The sequence below is a fragment of the Halomonas sp. ML-15 genome (assembly GCF_014779595.1).
Classification (GTDB): Bacteria; Pseudomonadota; Gammaproteobacteria; order Pseudomonadales; family Halomonadaceae; genus Franzmannia.
On sequence record NZ_JACXZT010000015.1, the window covers coordinates 1 to 16227 of the forward strand.

At 70.4% G+C, this 16227-nt stretch carries 12 protein-coding genes; all 12 read right to left on the bottom strand.

Features of this window, described 5'->3' with window-relative positions:
* On the bottom strand, positions 1-1223 hold a 1223-nt coding region (gene tssI / locus IEI94_RS09065), incomplete at its 3' end, for a type VI secretion system tip protein TssI/VgrG (RefSeq protein ID WP_191166987.1).
* 1 nt (position 1224) lies between these two features.
* Positions 1225-1512: a type VI secretion system PAAR protein gene (locus tag IEI94_RS09070; RefSeq protein ID WP_191166988.1), complete on the bottom strand. Its 288-nt coding sequence runs from the start codon at positions 1510-1512 to the stop codon at positions 1225-1227.
* Between the two features lie 31 nt (positions 1513-1543).
* Positions 1544-2122, bottom strand: coding sequence for a GNAT family N-acetyltransferase (locus IEI94_RS09075; RefSeq protein WP_191166989.1), 579 nt, complete (start codon positions 2120-2122; stop codon positions 1544-1546).
* Positions 2106-5756 carry a type VI secretion system membrane subunit TssM gene (tssM, locus tag IEI94_RS09080; RefSeq protein WP_191166990.1) on the bottom strand — a complete coding sequence of 1217 codons (3651 nt, stop codon included), beginning with the start codon at positions 5754-5756 and terminating at the stop codon, positions 2106-2108. Before tssM ends, IEI94_RS09075 begins: the two co-directional genes overlap by 17 nt.
* 79 nt (positions 5757-5835) lie before the next feature.
* Entirely contained in the window at positions 5836-7266 is a 1431-nt protein-coding gene (gene tssA, locus IEI94_RS09085; RefSeq protein ID WP_191166991.1) for a type VI secretion system protein TssA, read from the bottom strand.
* An 8-nt stretch (positions 7267-7274) separates the two neighbouring features.
* Positions 7275-7916, bottom strand: coding sequence for a type VI secretion system-associated protein VasI (gene vasI / locus IEI94_RS09090; RefSeq protein ID WP_224750035.1), 642 nt, complete (start codon positions 7914-7916; stop codon positions 7275-7277).
* Positions 7913-9499 carry a sigma-54 interaction domain-containing protein gene (locus IEI94_RS09095; protein ID WP_191166992.1) on the bottom strand — a complete coding sequence of 529 codons (1587 nt, stop codon included), beginning with the start codon at positions 9497-9499 and terminating at the stop codon, positions 7913-7915. The genes vasI and IEI94_RS09095 overlap by 4 nt, the downstream gene beginning before the upstream one ends.
* A 4-nt stretch (positions 9500-9503) precedes the next feature.
* Positions 9504-12134 carry a type VI secretion system ATPase TssH gene (tssH, locus tag IEI94_RS09100; protein ID WP_191166993.1) on the bottom strand — a complete coding sequence of 877 codons (2631 nt, stop codon included), beginning with the start codon at positions 12132-12134 and terminating at the stop codon, positions 9504-9506.
* An 8-nt stretch (positions 12135-12142) separates the two neighbouring features.
* Positions 12143-12979 (bottom strand): type IVB secretion system protein IcmH/DotU, encoded by an 837-nt coding sequence (gene icmH / locus IEI94_RS09105; protein ID WP_191166994.1) that lies wholly within the window; start codon positions 12977-12979, stop codon positions 12143-12145.
* A gap of 2 nt (positions 12980-12981) precedes the next feature.
* A complete protein-coding gene (gene tssK, locus IEI94_RS09110; RefSeq protein ID WP_191166995.1) occupies positions 12982-14316 on the bottom strand; it encodes a type VI secretion system baseplate subunit TssK in 1335 nt (444 codons plus the stop codon).
* Positions 14316-14861 carry a type VI secretion system lipoprotein TssJ gene (gene tssJ, locus IEI94_RS09115; RefSeq protein ID WP_191166996.1) on the bottom strand — a complete coding sequence of 182 codons (546 nt, stop codon included), beginning with the start codon at positions 14859-14861 and terminating at the stop codon, positions 14316-14318. Before tssJ ends, tssK begins: the two co-directional genes overlap by 1 nt.
* Positions 14858-16222 carry a type VI secretion system-associated FHA domain protein TagH gene (tagH, locus tag IEI94_RS09120; RefSeq protein ID WP_191166997.1) on the bottom strand — a complete coding sequence of 455 codons (1365 nt, stop codon included), beginning with the start codon at positions 16220-16222 and terminating at the stop codon, positions 14858-14860. The genes tssJ and tagH overlap by 4 nt, the downstream gene beginning before the upstream one ends.
* Positions 16223-16227 lie beyond the last annotated feature (5 nt).

The following is a 16227-nucleotide window of genomic DNA, read 5'->3' on the forward strand; positions in this document are numbered from 1 at the left end:
TCGGCGTAGCGGTCCCAGGGGAACTGCACCTTGACCCGGCCGTGCTCGTCGCAGTGGATCTCTTCGCCCTCGGGGCCGACCACGAAGGCGACCTGGGGGCCGTCGACCCGGGGCTTGGGGTCGGGGGTGGGGCGCCAGGCGACGTCGCCGGGGGTAAGGACGACGTCATTATGATACCGAGTCATTCCGGCACTGTCGGCGGCGGTAATACCGTCCTCTTCCAGCGCCTGGGGCTGTTCGCCGCGGTGGGTGACCCGCACCACCTGCCAGTCGCGGTTGAGGCTGTCGGCGTCGTGGTCGCTGAGGGTAAAGCGGCTGCCGGGGGCGAGCTCGGGGAGGTCGCTGTTGGCTTCCGCGGTCAGGGCGTCGTGGCGCAGCGCTTCGAGGCGTATCTTGGTGAAGGGCTCGCCGGAGGCGTCCTGCTTGTAGCGCCCGGGGTAGTCGTAGTGCTCGTAGTCGTCTCGCTGGCCGTGGGCTTCGAGGTCGTCGCCGACGTGCTCGTGCAGCTGGGCATAGGCGGGCTGCTTGAAGGAGTAGTCCTTGAGGGTGGCGCTGGCCGGGGCGACTCGGGCGACCTGTTTGAGCCGGCGCACATGGCGGGCCGGCGGGGTGCCACCGGCGCGGCTGTGGTAGCTGCGCTCGCCCAACTGAGTCAGCATCTGCGGGTCGTCGGCGAAGACCAGGCGGTGGGCGCCGCCGGCCTCATTCTCGAATTCGTGAAAGTAAAACAGCCCCTCCTCGGCGGCCAGGCGCTGGATAAAGGCGAGGTCGGTCTCCCGGTACTGTACGCAGTACTCGCGCTCTTCGGGCTCACGGGTAACGGCGAAGGCGACATCGGTGATGCCGCGCTCCTCGCACAGGGTGTTGATGATGGTCAGCGGCGAGACCTGCTGGAAGATGCGCGAGTTGTGGCGCAGCGAGAGGCGCCACAGCGCCGGGCGGATGACCAGCGAATAGAAGGTGCGGCGATGGCCGCGGTCGCCGCGGCTGAATTCGGCGGCGATGCCGTGCACGCGGCGCAGCGGTTCGCCGTCCTGCCAGACGGTGAGGGTCAGCTCGCGGTCGAGGAAGGCCTCGGGGGAGAGGTCCGACGCGCGGCTGGCGAAATCGACCTCGAGGCGGAACGGCGCCGAGAGCGACTCCTCGAGGGTGAAGTCGATCACCGCCAGGTCGAGGCTGTCGTCGCTGGCCAGGGCCAGGGTAAATTGCAGTCCGGTGGCCATCTCAGCTGCCCTCCCCGCTGGCGGAACCGATCACCACGCCGCCACAGTCCACCGCATGACCGGTGAGCGCGGCGGGCTTGCCGTCGATCAGGATCGAGCCCGAGCCTTCGGCGATGGCGCGGGGGTGCTGCGGGTGCTTGGGTTTGTCGTGGGGGGCCAGGGGGTCGCCCAGCCGCGCCACCGGCTTGCCATCGATCATGGTCGTGGGACTGCCGGCGATGACCGGTGTCGGCGGGAAGCCGTCATGGTCGGTGCCGATATCTCCTACGAGTACGAGCTTGCGTCCCATCCGTCGTCCTCCTCTGGTCAGGGCGTCGCCGTCAGTGCCACTCGGCCGGCGCCTCGAAACTGGCCACCTGGGTGGCGTCGATATGCATGCGCTGGAAGCCGGCGGCCTCCAGGCTGTGAATGGCCGCCTTGCAGCTGACCGGCAGGCGCGCCTGCAGCGGGCTACCGCTGAGGCTCTGGCGCGCCGCCATCAGCAACCGGGCCCCGTGGCCGCTGCCCTGCCACTCCGGCTCGATAAAGAAGAAGCGCAGCTGCCAGGCCGCTTCATCGTCGGGGCGGCAGGCCAGCAGCATGCCGAGGGGCGGCCCGTCGGCGTGGCGCAGCGCCAGCAGCCGCCCCTGCCAGTGGGATACGCCCTGCGCCTCGCGCTGCAGCCACAGCCCGCGGTGGAGGGTGAACTCCAGCGCCCGGCGCAGGGTCTCGATGCGCGCCTCGTCGCGCAGCACCCAGGGCGCCTGGTTGTGCTCGTCGGCGCGGCAGGCGGCGTCGAGGAAGCGCTGGATATCCTCCTCCCGGGCCGCCACCAGGCCGCCGCCAAGCGCCTGGCCGGCTTGCCGCGCCGGTGGGGAGGCGCGCTCGCCCCCCAGCAGCCGCTTAAGTGTCGTCAGCATCCAGGCCTCCTTCGGCATAGAGGGCGGTGGGCAGCTGGAAGCCGGCGGCCAGCGGACGAGTAAAGGGATTGCGCGAGCCGTTGGCGTTCAGGCGGTAGCGCACGCTGCCACCGTCGACGCTGAAGCGCAGTTCCAGCTCACGCTCGCTGGCCGAGGTGATCTCGGCCTCGTCGAGCAGCCGGAACCAGGCCCAGGCGCCGTCGCGGGTCAGACTGCGCGGTGAGCGATTGACCTCGCTGGGAACCAGGGTCACCCGGCTCTCGGTGCCGCCGCGCAGGGCATTGGGCCAGATCATCGAGACCCGGCTGCTGGCGCTGTGGGCGTACTCGATCAGCTGCCCATCGACGCTGATCACGCTGCGCCGCTTGTCGGGGCTGAGGCTGATCGGCTCGAGGGAGAACTCCACGTCGAGGGCTCCGTCGCGGCCGAAGTAGGCCTCGCGAATGCGCTCGGCGCGCTGCACCGCGGTGAGCACGCTGTCGCGCAGCAGCGAGTTGCCGTCGGCATCGAGCAGCTCCTGGGGCGCCTCCTCGATAAACGGCCGCAGGTTGTCCTGGTAGAAGGCATCGAGGGTGCCGCCGGGGGCGAAGAAGGTCTCGAAATCGCTCAGCGCCACGTCCCGCGAGGCATCGGGTGCCAGCGGGTAGCGGCCGGCCAGGCGCTCCTGGTAGGGCGCCACCACGTCATCCAGCCACTGGTGCTCGAGGTGGCGAATGGCGCTGGCCATCAGCAGCTGCCAGCTCTGGTCGGCGAGGCTCTCGAGCATGCCGTCGACCGGCGCCGGAGTGTCCTCGGCGATGCGCTGCAGATTGTGGATCGGGTCGCCGCCGCGCAGTGCCAGGCGGTCACGGGCACTGACGAAGGCCGCCCGCCCCGGGTCACTGGCGCCCTGCACCTGGCGCAGATAGTCACGCAGCTCGGCGATGGCCTCCTTGATCTCGGCGATCTGCGCCGGATTGCCGTCGCGCGCCTCGAGCAGGCCGTTGAGATCGCGGAAGTGGCGTTCGATATCGCCGGCCAGGCGGTAGCGCGGCGAGCGCTCCAGGGCGCGGCGCGCGGCCTCGTCGTCCTCGGGCAGCTCGGGATAGAGCCGGGTATGGGTGGCGACTTCGCCGAGCAGTCGATCCAGCGGCCGGCTGGCGCCGAGCAGGGCGTCGGCCACCACCACCGCCTGGTCGATGTCGGGGATCGGCACCAGCGAGATATCGTCGAGGGCCTGGCGCCAGGTGACGTGATAGTCGCTGACGTAGCGCTCGCGCAGGGCATCCTGCAGCTGGCGCTGGTCGGCATCGCTGAAGTCGATATCGTCGCGCTGGCCCAGCACCCACAGATCGATCAGCGCCAGGTCGGTGGCCTGATCCAGCTCCTGCAGGAAGTAGCCCTCGAAGCCGTGGCGGGTGGTCAGGCTGGGAATGCGCACGTTGGCGGGCTCATCGTCGCGGGCCATAAAGACCGCGCTGAAGGTCGGCCCGACGCCCTGGCGCAGGTCGAGTACCGCCCCGCTGCGGCGGTCGCTGCCAGCCTTGAGGGTGGCATAGACGCGCTCGTCCATGGGCTGGCGGGCAAGCTCCTGCTGGGCGCTGTCGATGCTGCCGCGCAGCGGCTGCATGGCCATCTCGGCGCGGCGATCACCGGCGGCGGCGTGGCCTTCGAGGTCGGTGAAGGCCAGGGCGTAGTCGAGGTGCGCCAGCAGACGCTCCTGAACGCTGCCGCGCTGGGGGAATTCGCTCTGCCAGCGGCGCGCCATGAAGTCTTGCACCCGCTCGGCCTGACGGCCGCTGGCATCGGACATCATGCGCAGGATGCGCAGCAGCGCCAGCTGCTCGTTGCTGCCCTCCTCGGCACGGTTCATGTCATCCATGATCCCGACCATCAGCGAGGGCAGGAAGTGGTATTCGAGCATCGCCAGATAGGCGCTCTCCACGTCGCGCCCCACGGCGCCCTGGTAGAGCCCCATATCGGCGATCAGCGGCACCTGCTCACGGTGGTCGCCGAAGGCCAGGGTGGCGCCGCGCAGGCGGTCGAGGGGTTCGAGCAGGGCATAGCCGGTGGGGTCGTCGCTATGCAGTTCGGAGGGCTGCGCAGCGAGGAAGGCCTCGGTGCGCTCCTCCACATCGGCCAGCGCTGCGGCGTTCTTCTGGTAGAAGTGACTCCAGCCGCCGACCATGGCCGCACCGCCGAACAGGCACACCAGCATGCTGGCACGGCGCACCCGCTGCCGACGCCGGGCGGCGCGGGCGTTGTCGCCGGCCAGCCCCGCCTCGGGGTAGATCACCTTGTCGAACAGCTCCTCGGTGAAGTAGAGCGCACTGCGCGCCGCCCGATGCGCCGGCTGCACGCTGTCGGCCATGCCGTAGCGGCGCGCCGCGGCGTCGACGAAGGGGTCTTCGGGCACGCCCTGCTGATAGACCGAGGTGAAATAGGTCCCGCGGACCATTGCCGCGGTGGAGAAGCGGTCGCTGGAGAGCGCCTCGGTGAGGAAGCCCTGCAGCACGTCGCGCAGCCCGGCGAGCTGGCGCACGAAGCGGAACACCGCCTCGCGCTCTTCGCGGTCGCGGCACTCCGACAGCAGGGTCGGCAGGCTGGCGTTGAGACGCTCGAGCATGGCATCGAATGAGTCGCCGAACTCGGTCTCCCACAGCCCGGGGCGCTCGATCGACTCGGGGCTGAAGGTGAAGCCCAGCGGCGCGCGGCGCGCGGCGCGGGAGTAGTGGCGGAAGAAGTCATCGAAGCCGTGCAGCAGGTCCATCTTGCTGAAGGTCACGTAGACCGGCAGGCGCGCGCCGTGGCGCTCCATCAGCTCGCGCAGGCGGGCGCGCAGCAGCGAGGCGTAGGCCTTGCGCACCGCCACCCGGGCATCGCTGAGGCGCGCCAGGTCGAGAACCAGCACCACGCCATCCAGGGGGCGTTGCGCGCGCTGGCGCTCCAGCCAGTCGACGAAGTGGTCCCACAGCCGGCTCTGTACTTCCTGGGGCTCGCCCCCCTCCAGCGCGCCCTGGGTCAGCAGCTCGCCGTCGGGGTCGATCAGCACCGCCTTGTCGCCGATCCACCAGTCGAAACCGAACTGGCCTTGCTTCTTGCCCTGGCCGGAGGCCTTCATCACATGGGTCAGCGAGAAGTTCTGCCCGGAGCGGTTGATCAGGCTGGTCTTGCCGGCATTCTCGATACCCATCACCAGGTACCAGGGCAGCTTGTAGCGCGCACTGCTGCCCCCGCCCAGGCTATCCTCGAGCTCCTCGAGGGTCGCATCGAGGCTCGCTTCCTGGCGCTCTACCTGGGCCTGGGCAGGGTCGAGCTGCAGACGCTCGGCGTGGCTACGCTCTTCATCGACCTGGCGCAGCCGGCGCGCCAGGCGCACGCCCCATACCACGGCCACCACGGTGACCAGCGCCAGAGTCGCCAGCAGGCGGTTGGGCCAGGGGCCCAGCGGGAAGACCTCGCGGACCTCCCAGCGCGGCCCCAGCCACCAGATCGCCACCACCAGGGCGATCAGCAGCAGCCACCACAGCGCCACGATAAAGCGCTTGAGCCCCTTGGCCTTGTTGGCGTGGCCCTTGGCCTGATTGACGTTGCTTTGAGCGCGTGATGCGCCAGGCACGAAGCGGCCCAGCGCCGACTTGATTCCTCTCCACATGAGCCTTATCCCTCGTCCCTGTCATACGTTGTGTTATGCATGGTCGTGCTCCTGCGCGCGGGGCGCCTGTTGCTCGGCATCAGCCCTTGAGCGATGCCCGGAGCCGTGCGACCAGCGCCGGCTCCCACTGCTCCAATTCGAGTTCGGCCACTGCATCGTGCAGGGCCTGGTAGTGCTGCTGAGCCAGGCTCTCGAGGCCGGCCGCCGCCAGCAGATCGGCGCTGGCCAGCCGCCAGTAGGCGCTGTCGCGGGGCGAACGCGCCGCCGCCAGACCCTGGTCGAGCATGCCCAGCGCCGGCGCCAGGCCGTCGCTGTCGAGCGTCTCGCGGGCGGCATCGAGGGCCACCTGCCACGGCTCGGCGTCGCCGCCACCGCGCGCCTCACCGGCAGCCCCGGGGGCGCTGTGCAGCCAGCGCAGCGTCTCGTCGTCGACGAACGGGCTGGCGTCGTTGAAGCTCAACCCCTCGATGCCCGGCAGCCGTTCGAGAAAGCGCGCCGCCTCGTCGCGGATCGCCGCGGCACAGCGCGCGTGGCCGAGCCGCTCGGCGAGCTGGGCGCTGAGCCGGTGGCCCTCCAGCCAGTAGGGGCTGACCGCCAGGCTGTTCTCGATGCGCCGCCACAGCTCGCCATCGCCGCCCTTGCTCAGCGCCTCGCGGTAGTCGGCGATGCGGTCGGCAGAGACCGGCGCCAGCTCGGTGCGGCCGCCCTCCCGCGAGGCCGGCAGCGCCTGGATCGCCGACCAGATGGCGTGGCGGCGCAGGCGATAGCCGAGCGCCTCGCCGGGCGACTGCTCGTTGAGGAAGTCGGCCAGCTTGAGCAGCACCTGGCGGTTGGCGCGCTCGTTGCCCGCCTCCAGGCGCAGCTCGGGCAGCTTGGTGGCGCTACTCGCCGAGGGCGTGCTCGCCCCCGGCGTGTTGGCCCCCGAGCCATTGTCGGCCGCCGCCGCGGGGGGCGGCGCTTCGCGGCTTGGCCGCAGGGCGTGCAGCTGGCGCGCCAGCTCGGCCAGGGCATCGTCGGGCAGCTGGCGGGCAGTGGCCGCCTCGCGCAGCGCTTCGAGGGCCTGATCGCAGGCCTGGTACTCATCCTCGGCGCTGCCGAAGTCGAGCGCGGCGGCGAGCTTCACCGCGCGCTGAACGAACTGCGCGAATAGCCGTGGACGGCGCTTGGCCCCGCGCGGCCCGGCATAGGGGTAGGCCGCCTCCCACCACTGCTCGAGGCTGCCGGCCAGCAGCCGCAGCGACAGCGCGAAGCGCACCCCGTCGCCGTCGCGCTGCAGGCAGTGCAGCAGGTGCCCCAGCACCCGCAGATCCTTGCCCACCTGGCCGAGCAGGCGCACGGCGCGGGTCTCGGCGCCCTCCCAGTCGACCTCGCCATGCTGCAGCGAGCCGACCTTCATCATCTCCTCGTCGAGCCACAGGTAGTCCGCGCTCTCCTCGATGTCGGCGCCAATCCGCGACTCGCCCAGCGGGGCGAGCAGTGCGGCGAGCTGAGTATCGGACGTGATGCGCATAGGCTCCCTCACCAGCGACAGCTGTCGCGCAGCGGCTGGATCCGCTGCCGCAGCTCGCCGATATCGAAACGCAGCCCGTCGAGGGCGGCGACCTCGCTGCCCAACTGCAGCTCATCGGCGTCGAGCAGTTGACGCAGGGTCTCGATGGCCGGCAGGCCGCGGCCGCCGCTGACCACATGGCCGGCGTCACGCACCCGCCAGGCCTGGTTCAGGGCACGGCCGTTGGCATTCAGCACCAGCTCCGCCCGCGGCACGCCAAGCGCCTCGGGCAGATGCAGCTGGAACCGGGTGATCGACTTCTCGCAGGCGATCACCAGCAGCGGCCGCGGCGGCGTGGTGCCGCGCGCCGGGGCGCTGAGCAGCACGTCGCCGTCACCCTCATCGACGCGCAGCGAAAAGTCGTCGGCGTCGCGATCCGCTTCCAGGCGCTCGATGGCGTGCCATAGCGGCGGCAGGCCAACCTCGTCCGCCTCCTCGTCCAGGTCCTGAAACAGGGCGTCGTAGCAGCCCAGTCGCTCGAGCCGCGAGGGCTCGGCGGCACACGCCCGCGCCGCCTCGAGGGGATCGGCGATGGCCGCTTGGCTCAGCGCGAGCAGCAGCCCCACCAGGGCGGCCTGGCCGCTCGGCCATATCACTCGCATTGCATTCATGGGGCATCCACTTCCAGCAGTCGGCACTTGTGTGCCAGGGTTCGCTTGGGTACGCCGAGACTCTCGGCGGCCAGGGCGCGGTTGCCGTCGAAATAGCGCAGCCGCTGACGGATCAGTTCGGCTTCGAAGTCGCGCAGCGCCTGGCGCAGGTCGTCGACGGCCACCGACGGCGCGGCGAGCGGTGTCTCCGCGGCCGGCTCGCCAGCCTCGCTGGCCTCGGCGGGCAGTGCGGCCGCTTCGAGGTCGGCGCCCGGCGGCGACATGGCGCAGGCGTAGTCGACCAGGTTCTTCAACTCGCGCACGTTGCCCGGATAGTCGCGCTGGCGTAGCTGACGCAGCGCCGCGGGGGTAATGCCGACCTCGTCGCGTCCTTCCCGGGCGCAGAAGTCGGCGACGAAGGCCTGGGCCAGGATGGCGATGTCCTCGCGCCGCTCGCCCAGCGGCGGCAGGCTGAGCGGGAACTGGCCGAGGCGATAGTAGAGGTCGGCGCGGAAGCGCTGGTCGCGGATTCGCTCGCGCAGCGGCTGGTGGGTGGCGGCTACCAGCCGCAGGTCGGCGCAGCGTTCGTCGCTGGCCCCCAGCGGGCGGTAGCGGCCGCTCTCCAGAACGCGCAGCAGCTTGGCCTGCAGCGCCAGCGGCATATCGCCGATCTCGTCGAGAAACAGGGTGCCGCCGTCGGCCTGCCCGATCAGCCCCACGCGGGCCTGGTCGGCGCCGGAGAAGGCCCCCTTGGCGTGGCCAAACAGCTCCGACTCCAGCAGCGACTCGGGAATCGCCGCGCAGTTGATGGCCATGAAGGGCCCCTCGGCCCGCGACGAGAAGCGATGGATGGCGCGCGCCACGCAGTCCTTGCCGGTGCCGGTCTGGCCCTGCAGCAGCACCGCCAGCTGGGTTTCGGCGGCGCGAATCACCTGGCTGCGCAGGTGCTGCATGGCCGCCGAGTCACCCAGCAGATCCTCGGCCAGCCGCTCCGCCAGGCCCTGGCGTCGTGCGCCGTCGTTGAGCTTGGCCAGCGACTCGCGCAGCGCCGCCGAGCGCTGGCGCTCGCCCTGGCTACGCGCCAGCCGCGCCCAGAGGCGGCACAGCAGCGCCTCGAAGGCGGCAAAGCCGGCGTTGTCGGCCAGCCCCGCGAGGGTCTCGGTGTCGGCGGCCAGCGCCAGCGCCCCCAGCCATTCACGTTGGCCATCCAGCGCGCGCAGCGGTCGGACCTGCAGCCCCAGGGCACCCGGCAGCGCCGCCACCTGGGCCTGAAAGTCGGGGTGGTCGAGGCGGGTACGCGCCTCGGCCACGCCCAGCGTCAGCGGGGCGCCGCGGCGAATGGCGTGGGCATAGGGGTGGCGAAAGTCGTCGCAGTCGAGGCGCGCCTCGCCGTGATCGCGCCCCAGCCAGCGCCCGCTGCCCTCGACGAACAGGCACTCGACCCAGGCCAGCCCCAGGCTGTCGCGCAGCAGCCGGCTCCCGCACGCGCGCAGCGCCGCCGGGGTGGCGCACTCGACCAGCGCCAGTGCCGTGGGCATGGCGGCCAGGGCGGGGCCCTGCGGCCCTGTCTGCGGCATACGCTGATCGACGGCCTCGACGCCCATGGGCTTACGCCACCTCCGCGGTAAAGGCGCCGCTCTCGGCATCCACGCCCAGCGCGACCCGGGTCACCGCCTCACGCCGCGCCATGCGCTCGAGCAGCGCCTGGGAGAGCGGCGGCAGCAGTTCGCCGTCGATCACCGACTCGAGCATCCGGGCACCGTTCTCGCTGCGCGTGGCGCGAGCGCAGATGGCGTCGCGCAAGGCGTCGTCGAGGACCACCTCGGCGTGACGGTGGCGGGCGCCGATGCGCTGCGCCAGGCCGTCGAGCTTGGCGGTGACGATGGCCTGCAGGGTCGCGCCGGAGAGCGGCAGGTAGGGCACCACTTCCATGCGCGCCAGCAGCGCTGGCTTGAAGAAGTCGGCCAGCACCGGGTAGAGCGCCTCGTCCAGCGCCTGGCGATCCTCGCCGTGGGCGACGATCGCCTCATAGCCGAGGTTCGAGGTCAGGAAGAACACCACGTTCTTGCAGTCGATCAGGCGCCCCTCGCCGTCGGCCAGCTCGCCCTTGTCGAAGGCCTGGTAGAACAGGTTGAGCACGTCGGGGTGGGCCTTTTCGACCTCGTCGAGGAGCACCACCGAGTAGGGGCGCTGACGGATCGCTTCGGTCAGCAGGCCGCCCTCGCCGAAGCCCACATAGCCCGGCGGCGAACCGATCAGCCGCGATACGGTGTGCTTCTCCTGGTACTCGGACATATTGATGGTGGTGAGGAACTGGCGGCCGCCGTAGAGGTGCTCGGCGATCTGCACCACGGTTTCGGTCTTGCCCACGCCGCTGGGCCCGACCAGCAGGAAGGCCCCCAGCGGCCGGCCGGGGCGGCGCAGGTCGGCGCGTGCCGTCAGCAGGTGGCGGTGGACGCGCTCGATGGCGATCTCCTGGCCCTGCACCAGCCGCCCCAGGTGGGTGGGCAGTTCGGTCAGACGGGTCAGCTCATCGCTGGTCATGCGCTCCACCGGCACGCCGGTCCAGTCGCCGATGACCTGGGCGATCTGCGCCTCCTCGACGCTGGCGTTGACCAGCGCGAACTCCTGCTGCAGCTCGCGTAGCCGCGCCTCGTGCTCGGCCAGGGCCGCGTGGGGGTCGGCCTCATCCGGTGCTGGCTCGTCAGACGCCGTCTCGTCAGCGCCGTCGAGCAGTCGCCGATGGAGCGCGACGATGGCGTCGACGCACTCGCGCTGCTGCTGCCAGGCCGCCTCCAGGCTGGCCAGCTCGTCGTCCAGGCGCCCCAGCCGCGCCGCCAGCTCATCGCGCTGCTCGGCGTCGGGGGTCCGACCCAGTAGCGCCTCACGCTCGAGCTGGTCGCGCTCGCGCAGCGTCGCCAGATGCTCGCTCTTGAGGTGGCTGAGCCGCCGCGGCGGGGTCTCCAGCGCCTGGGAGAGCCGCGCGCAGGCGGTGTCCAGCACGTCGATGGCCTTGTCCGGCAGCTGGCGGCCGGCCAGGTAGCGCGCCGAGAGTGCGGCGGCGGCGCGCAGGCCGCTGTCGCCGATCAGCACGCCGTGGGCGCGTTCGTAGACGTCGCGCAGGCCGCGCAGGATCACCAGCGCCTGCTCGACGCTGGGCTCGGCCAGCGCCACCGGCTGGAAGCGCCGCGACAGCGCAGGGTCCTTCTCGAAGTACTTCTTGTACTCGCGCCAGGTGGTGGCGGCGATGGTGCGCAACTCGCCCCGGGCCAGGGCCGGCTTGAGCAGGTTGGCGGCATCGCCGCCGCCCTCCTGATTGCCGGCGCCGATCAGGGTATGCGCCTCGTCGATGAACAGCAGGGTCGGCCGGGGGGCGTTCTTGACCTCGTCGATCACCGCCTTGAGGCGCTTCTCGAACTCGCCCTTGACCGCCGCGCCGGCCTGCAGCGCTCCCAGGTCGAGGGTCAGCAGTTCGACATCGGCCAGCGCCGTGGGCACCTCACCGGCCACGATGCGCGACGCCAGCCCCTCGACCACGGCGCTCTTGCCGACCCCCGCATCGCCGATCACGATGGGGTTGTTCTTGCGCCGCCGGCCGAGGATATCGAGCATCTGGTCGATCTCCGGGTCACGCCCCAGCACCGGGTCGAGCTCACCGCGCCGGGCCTGCTCGGTGAGCGAGGTGGCGAAGCGCGCCAGGGCGCTGTCGGCGCCGCTGGCCGCGCTGTCGCGGCGGGTCGTGGTTTGCTCGTCGCCGCGCGGGGCCTCGGCGGAGTCGGCGCTGAGCCGTTCGAGGTTGGCGCGCAGGCTCTCGCGGTTGATGGCGGCGAGCAGCGCGACGCTCCGCGGCCCCAGGTAGCGCGAGGCGTTATGCAGCAGCGCGGTGAAGATCACCCCGCTGCGCAGCGTCTGGTGGCCATACTCGGTGGTGGCCAGCAGCCAGGCATCCTGCAGCAGCTCGACCAGCAGCGGCGAGAAGCTCGGCGTGGTGACCTCGAGATCCTGGGCCGGGCGGGTCTCCTCGGCGAGCCGCGCGCGCAGCTCGTCGCTGTCGATCTCGAGGGTCTCGAGCAGGCTGCGCAGGTCGCACAGCGGCTGGTCGATCAGCGCGCGCAGCAGATGCCCGGCGCTGACCTCCGGTGCCTGCTGTTCGGCGCACAGCACGGCGGCCTGCTCCAGTCCCTGGCGTGCGATGGCATTGAGTCGGCCAATGAGTGCCGGTAGCGCTACCCTGAGCATGTCGTCTCCTAGCGATGAATCTGATCGAGCAAGGCACTGACCTGGCCGGCCTGCTGGTCGAGCGACCAGGCGAGCCCCAGATAGACGCCCACCATGGCCACGCCGAATAGCGCGAAGATCGCCCACACCGGCAGGCCATGGCCGCCGCGACGGCGACCGCGCACCACGTTGTCGAGGGGCCGGGTGAGCATGTCGTCCGGGGTCTCGCCGAGTGCCGCCAGCTGGTCGCCCAGCGCGCGGACCACCTGCTCGTACTCCTCGCGTCCCTGTGACATGACCCGATAGCGGCCCTCGAAGCCGAGGCACAGGCAGAGGTAGATAAAGGCCAGCATGTCGCGGTAGCGCTGCGGCTCCTGCTGCAGGCGGGCGAGGATCGAGAAGACCTTCTCGCCACCCCAGGTCTCGTTGTGGAAACGGGTCAGCAGCGAGTGTTCCGCCCAGGCGCTCTGCTGCCCCCAGTCGGTGCCCATCACCGCTTCGTCGATAAACGAGCAGAGCACGTAGCGATAGGCCAGCAGGGTCGGACGGTCGTAGCCCTGCTCGGTGAGCTCGACTTCGATGGCGGCGATCTCGTCGACCACCTGGCGGTAGAGCCGCTCGATATCCTCCATGCTGTCGAGCTGGCGCACCCGCACCACCATGCCGAGCAGCGAACTCGCCGCATCCACCAGCGGGTTGAGGCTGTGGCCGCGCAGCCGGAACCAGTAGTCCTCGTCGGCATCGAGATGCTCGGCGTGGCTGTGGATCAGCTGGTCGAGACCCTTGTTGTCGATGCGGTCTTCGTGTCGCCCCGGGCTATAGCGCTCCGGGGCCCCCCTGCCATCGGTCATTGTGATGTCTTGCATGCTTAGCTCCTGATCGCCCAGAACTGCATTTCCAATCCAGGGAAGTCGCCTGCCACGTGGAAGGCGAAGCCGCTGGCCCCGTCGAGCATCTGCCAGGCCTGACTCTGGCGGTCGAGCTGGAAGTAGCTGTAGCCGGCGTGATAAGGCAGCTCACGCGGCGCCACCGGCAGCGGTGTCAGCGGCACCCCCGGCAGCTGCAGGCTGATGAGATCGCGAATGCGCTCGACGCTGGCGACCTTGGTCTGCTGCAGGAACAGCTTGCGCAGCCGCTCGTGGGGCATGTCGGCACGCACCGCAAGAATGAAGTCGGCGGCGTCGAGCAGGCTCGGATCCGAGAGCGGCGCCACCAGTAGCCCGTAGCGACGCGACTGCAGCTGGATGGCCAGCGCGCGGGGCTCGAGCACCGTCGACAGCGACTGTCGCAGGCTCTGCATCAGCGGCCGGAAGGCGCGCTCCGGGTGGTCGTGGTCGTAGGCGGGAAACTCCGGCGGCAGCCGCGATTCATCGGTAAAGGTGATCAATTCGCTGGCGGTCTCGAGCATGGTGTCGTAGAGCCGCTCAGGGTGCAGCTGGCCGAGCCGCGCCAGATGCTGGAAACGCGGCTGGGCGCGGTTGAGCAGCTGCAGCAGCATGAAATCGGAAACGTCGGCGACCCCGGTCTGGTGGGGCGTGGCCAGGCGCTGGGCAATGTTGCGCGCCCGCTCGCGCATCAGCCCGGCCATCTCGCCGACGAAGCGCTGCAGGCTGCTGGCGGCCTGCACGTTGAGCAGGGTCGGCAGAAAGGTCTCGTCGAGCACCAGGCTGCCGTCCGCGCGCCGCTCGATGATGCGCGCCACGGCCAGGCAGGCGTAGGCGCTGCGGTCGTCGCGCTCGAGCAGCAGCCGCGGCGCCACCCGCGCCACTTCGAGATCGGCGTGGTCGCCGTCGCGGGAGTGCAGGTCGCGCACCTGCCGGGTCGAGGCGCGGTAGCGCGCCGGCAGCGCATCATCGGGCCAGTGCACTTCGCCCACCGCATCGGTGGCCAGCGGCAGGCCCAGATAGACCATCTGATTGGTGATCGAGGCGTCGTCGATCTCCAGCGGCGCCGGCTCAATGTCATCGTCCGGCAGCTGAAAGGCGGTGCCGTCCGGCATCACGCCGCTGGCGCGGCTGATGGCGATGCGGCCGAAGCTCAGAAACTCGGCGTTGAGCTCCAGCGTCAGAAAGCCGTAGAGATCATCGCTGACGCCGCGCAGGCGCATGTCGACCAGTCCCTCGAGGCTGCGCTGCTGCTGCTGGAAGTGCTGCGGCTTGATGAACAGCCCCTCACTCCAGACCACTCGGTTGCGGCTGGCCATCAGTCTTCCTTCCTTAGTTCGGCTTCCAGGGCGCGCAGATGCACCAGCAGGTGGTAGTGCTCACCCCGCGACTGCACCCTGACCACCTTCTTCCACTCCGCCTCCTCGCTATTGGCATAGAAGGCGATAAGGCCGATATAGCGCGTCTCTTCATCGATCTCGAACGGCTCGTAGAACTTCCACTGCTCGGGCAGCAGGGTGAAATCGTCGTGGGTCAGATAGTTGGTGCCCAGCGCCTCTTCCAGGTCATCGCGCAGCTGGCCGAGGTCGGCGGCCATCAGCATCGAGTCGTCCTTGAGCTGGAGGATCTGGAAGCGCAGCGGGGTGCCCTCGCCGTCGACATTGGGATTGACGTCGGGCTCGGCGATCATCGCCAGGTCGACCCGCGTCGGGCGGTCTTCGGGGTGGCCCACCGGTATCGACGGATCGCGCAGCACCTGCCAGGTCTTGCTGCCGGCCTCACGGGTCGAGGCGCAGCCGCTGAGCAGCAGGCCGATCAGCACCACGCAGCACCAGCCGGCGTAGCGGGAGGTCAGCTGAGTCATGCTCCCTCCCGCTGCTGGCGACGCACCGACTGGTCATAGGCCTGCTCGAAGACTTCCCAGAACAGTTTCTCGAAGCCCTGCTGGCGGCCCGAGTTGAGCTCCTGGAAGTAGTGGCGGTACATCTCCCAGGCCCAGCCGCCTTCGTCTTCGATGCGATTGCCGGCGCCGCGGTAGGCGTGAAAGCGCTTGAGCAGCGCCTCGGGAGCGAAGGCCGAGAGAATCGCCTGCAGCGCTTCGCCGATGGCATCCTCCACCGCTGCCTGGTGCTGGCCCTGGTGAGCCAGGCACTCGGCCACCGCCGCTGGCGCCGAGAGGTGCACCGGGCTACGCTCGGCGGCAAACAGGGTGGAGACGGTCTCGCGGTAGGGCTGGCCGAGGCGCAGCGGGTTGTCCTCGATCGGCTGCAGGCGACGGTCGCGCAGCGGGTAGCGGCTGTCGTCCTGGGCCTGGTGCAGCGCCTGAAGCCCCTCGATGGTGGCGCGCAGGGTATTGCCGGCTTCCTGCAGGAAGGCCTGCTGTTCGGCGCTGTCGCGAAAGTGCAGCTCGGCGCCCATGGCGCGCAGCAGCGGATCGGCGCCGACGTGCCCTGCCGCCGTGGTGGCCGGCTCATGCCAGCGATCCTCGAGCTGTTCGCCCACCGAGCGCTCCAGATCATCCAGCAGCCGTTCATCCATTTGCGTACTCCTGTCCATGCCCTTCTCCTCGCGTTGTTTGATGGCCGGCATGCGCATCGCCGCCTGACGCCGGTCGTGTAGGTCATATGCCTTGTCACCGGGGGCTTGGGGCTCGTCCCAGGCGCTATCCAGCACATCGATCACCGTCTCTTCATCGCTGGCCGGGTCGGCCAGCGCACTCAGCGGGTCGCGCTGCCGCGCCCCCGGGGTCGACTCGCCCAGCGCCTCGAGCGGATCGTCATGGCGCGCCGTCACTGCCTGCTTGAGCGGCGTGCCGCTGCCGTCCAGCGCCTCCTGCTCTTCGGTGACCAGGGCGGCGAGCGGCTGCGCCCCCGGCTGTGACGCCTGGCGGTCGCCGAGATGGACCCGCAGTCGGTACTCGCCGACCAGCAGCTCATCGCCGTCACGCAGCGCCACCCGGCGGTCGCGCCCAATCGGCAGGGTGGCGTGATTGACGAAGGTCTGGCCGCTGCGGTCGACCAGGCAGAAGCGCCCATCCTGACGCTGCAGCTCGGCATGCCCCGGCTGGATGCGCCCGGCGTGATCCTGCAACAGCCAGTCATCGCCGCCGCCGCTGCCCAGTGTGCCGCCCACCTCGTGGAACACATGGCTGCTGGTCGAACGCCCCTCGAGGCGTTCGCTGTTGGTGACCACCAGGGTGATGGCCGAGTGTCGGGTTGCGTGCATGGGCA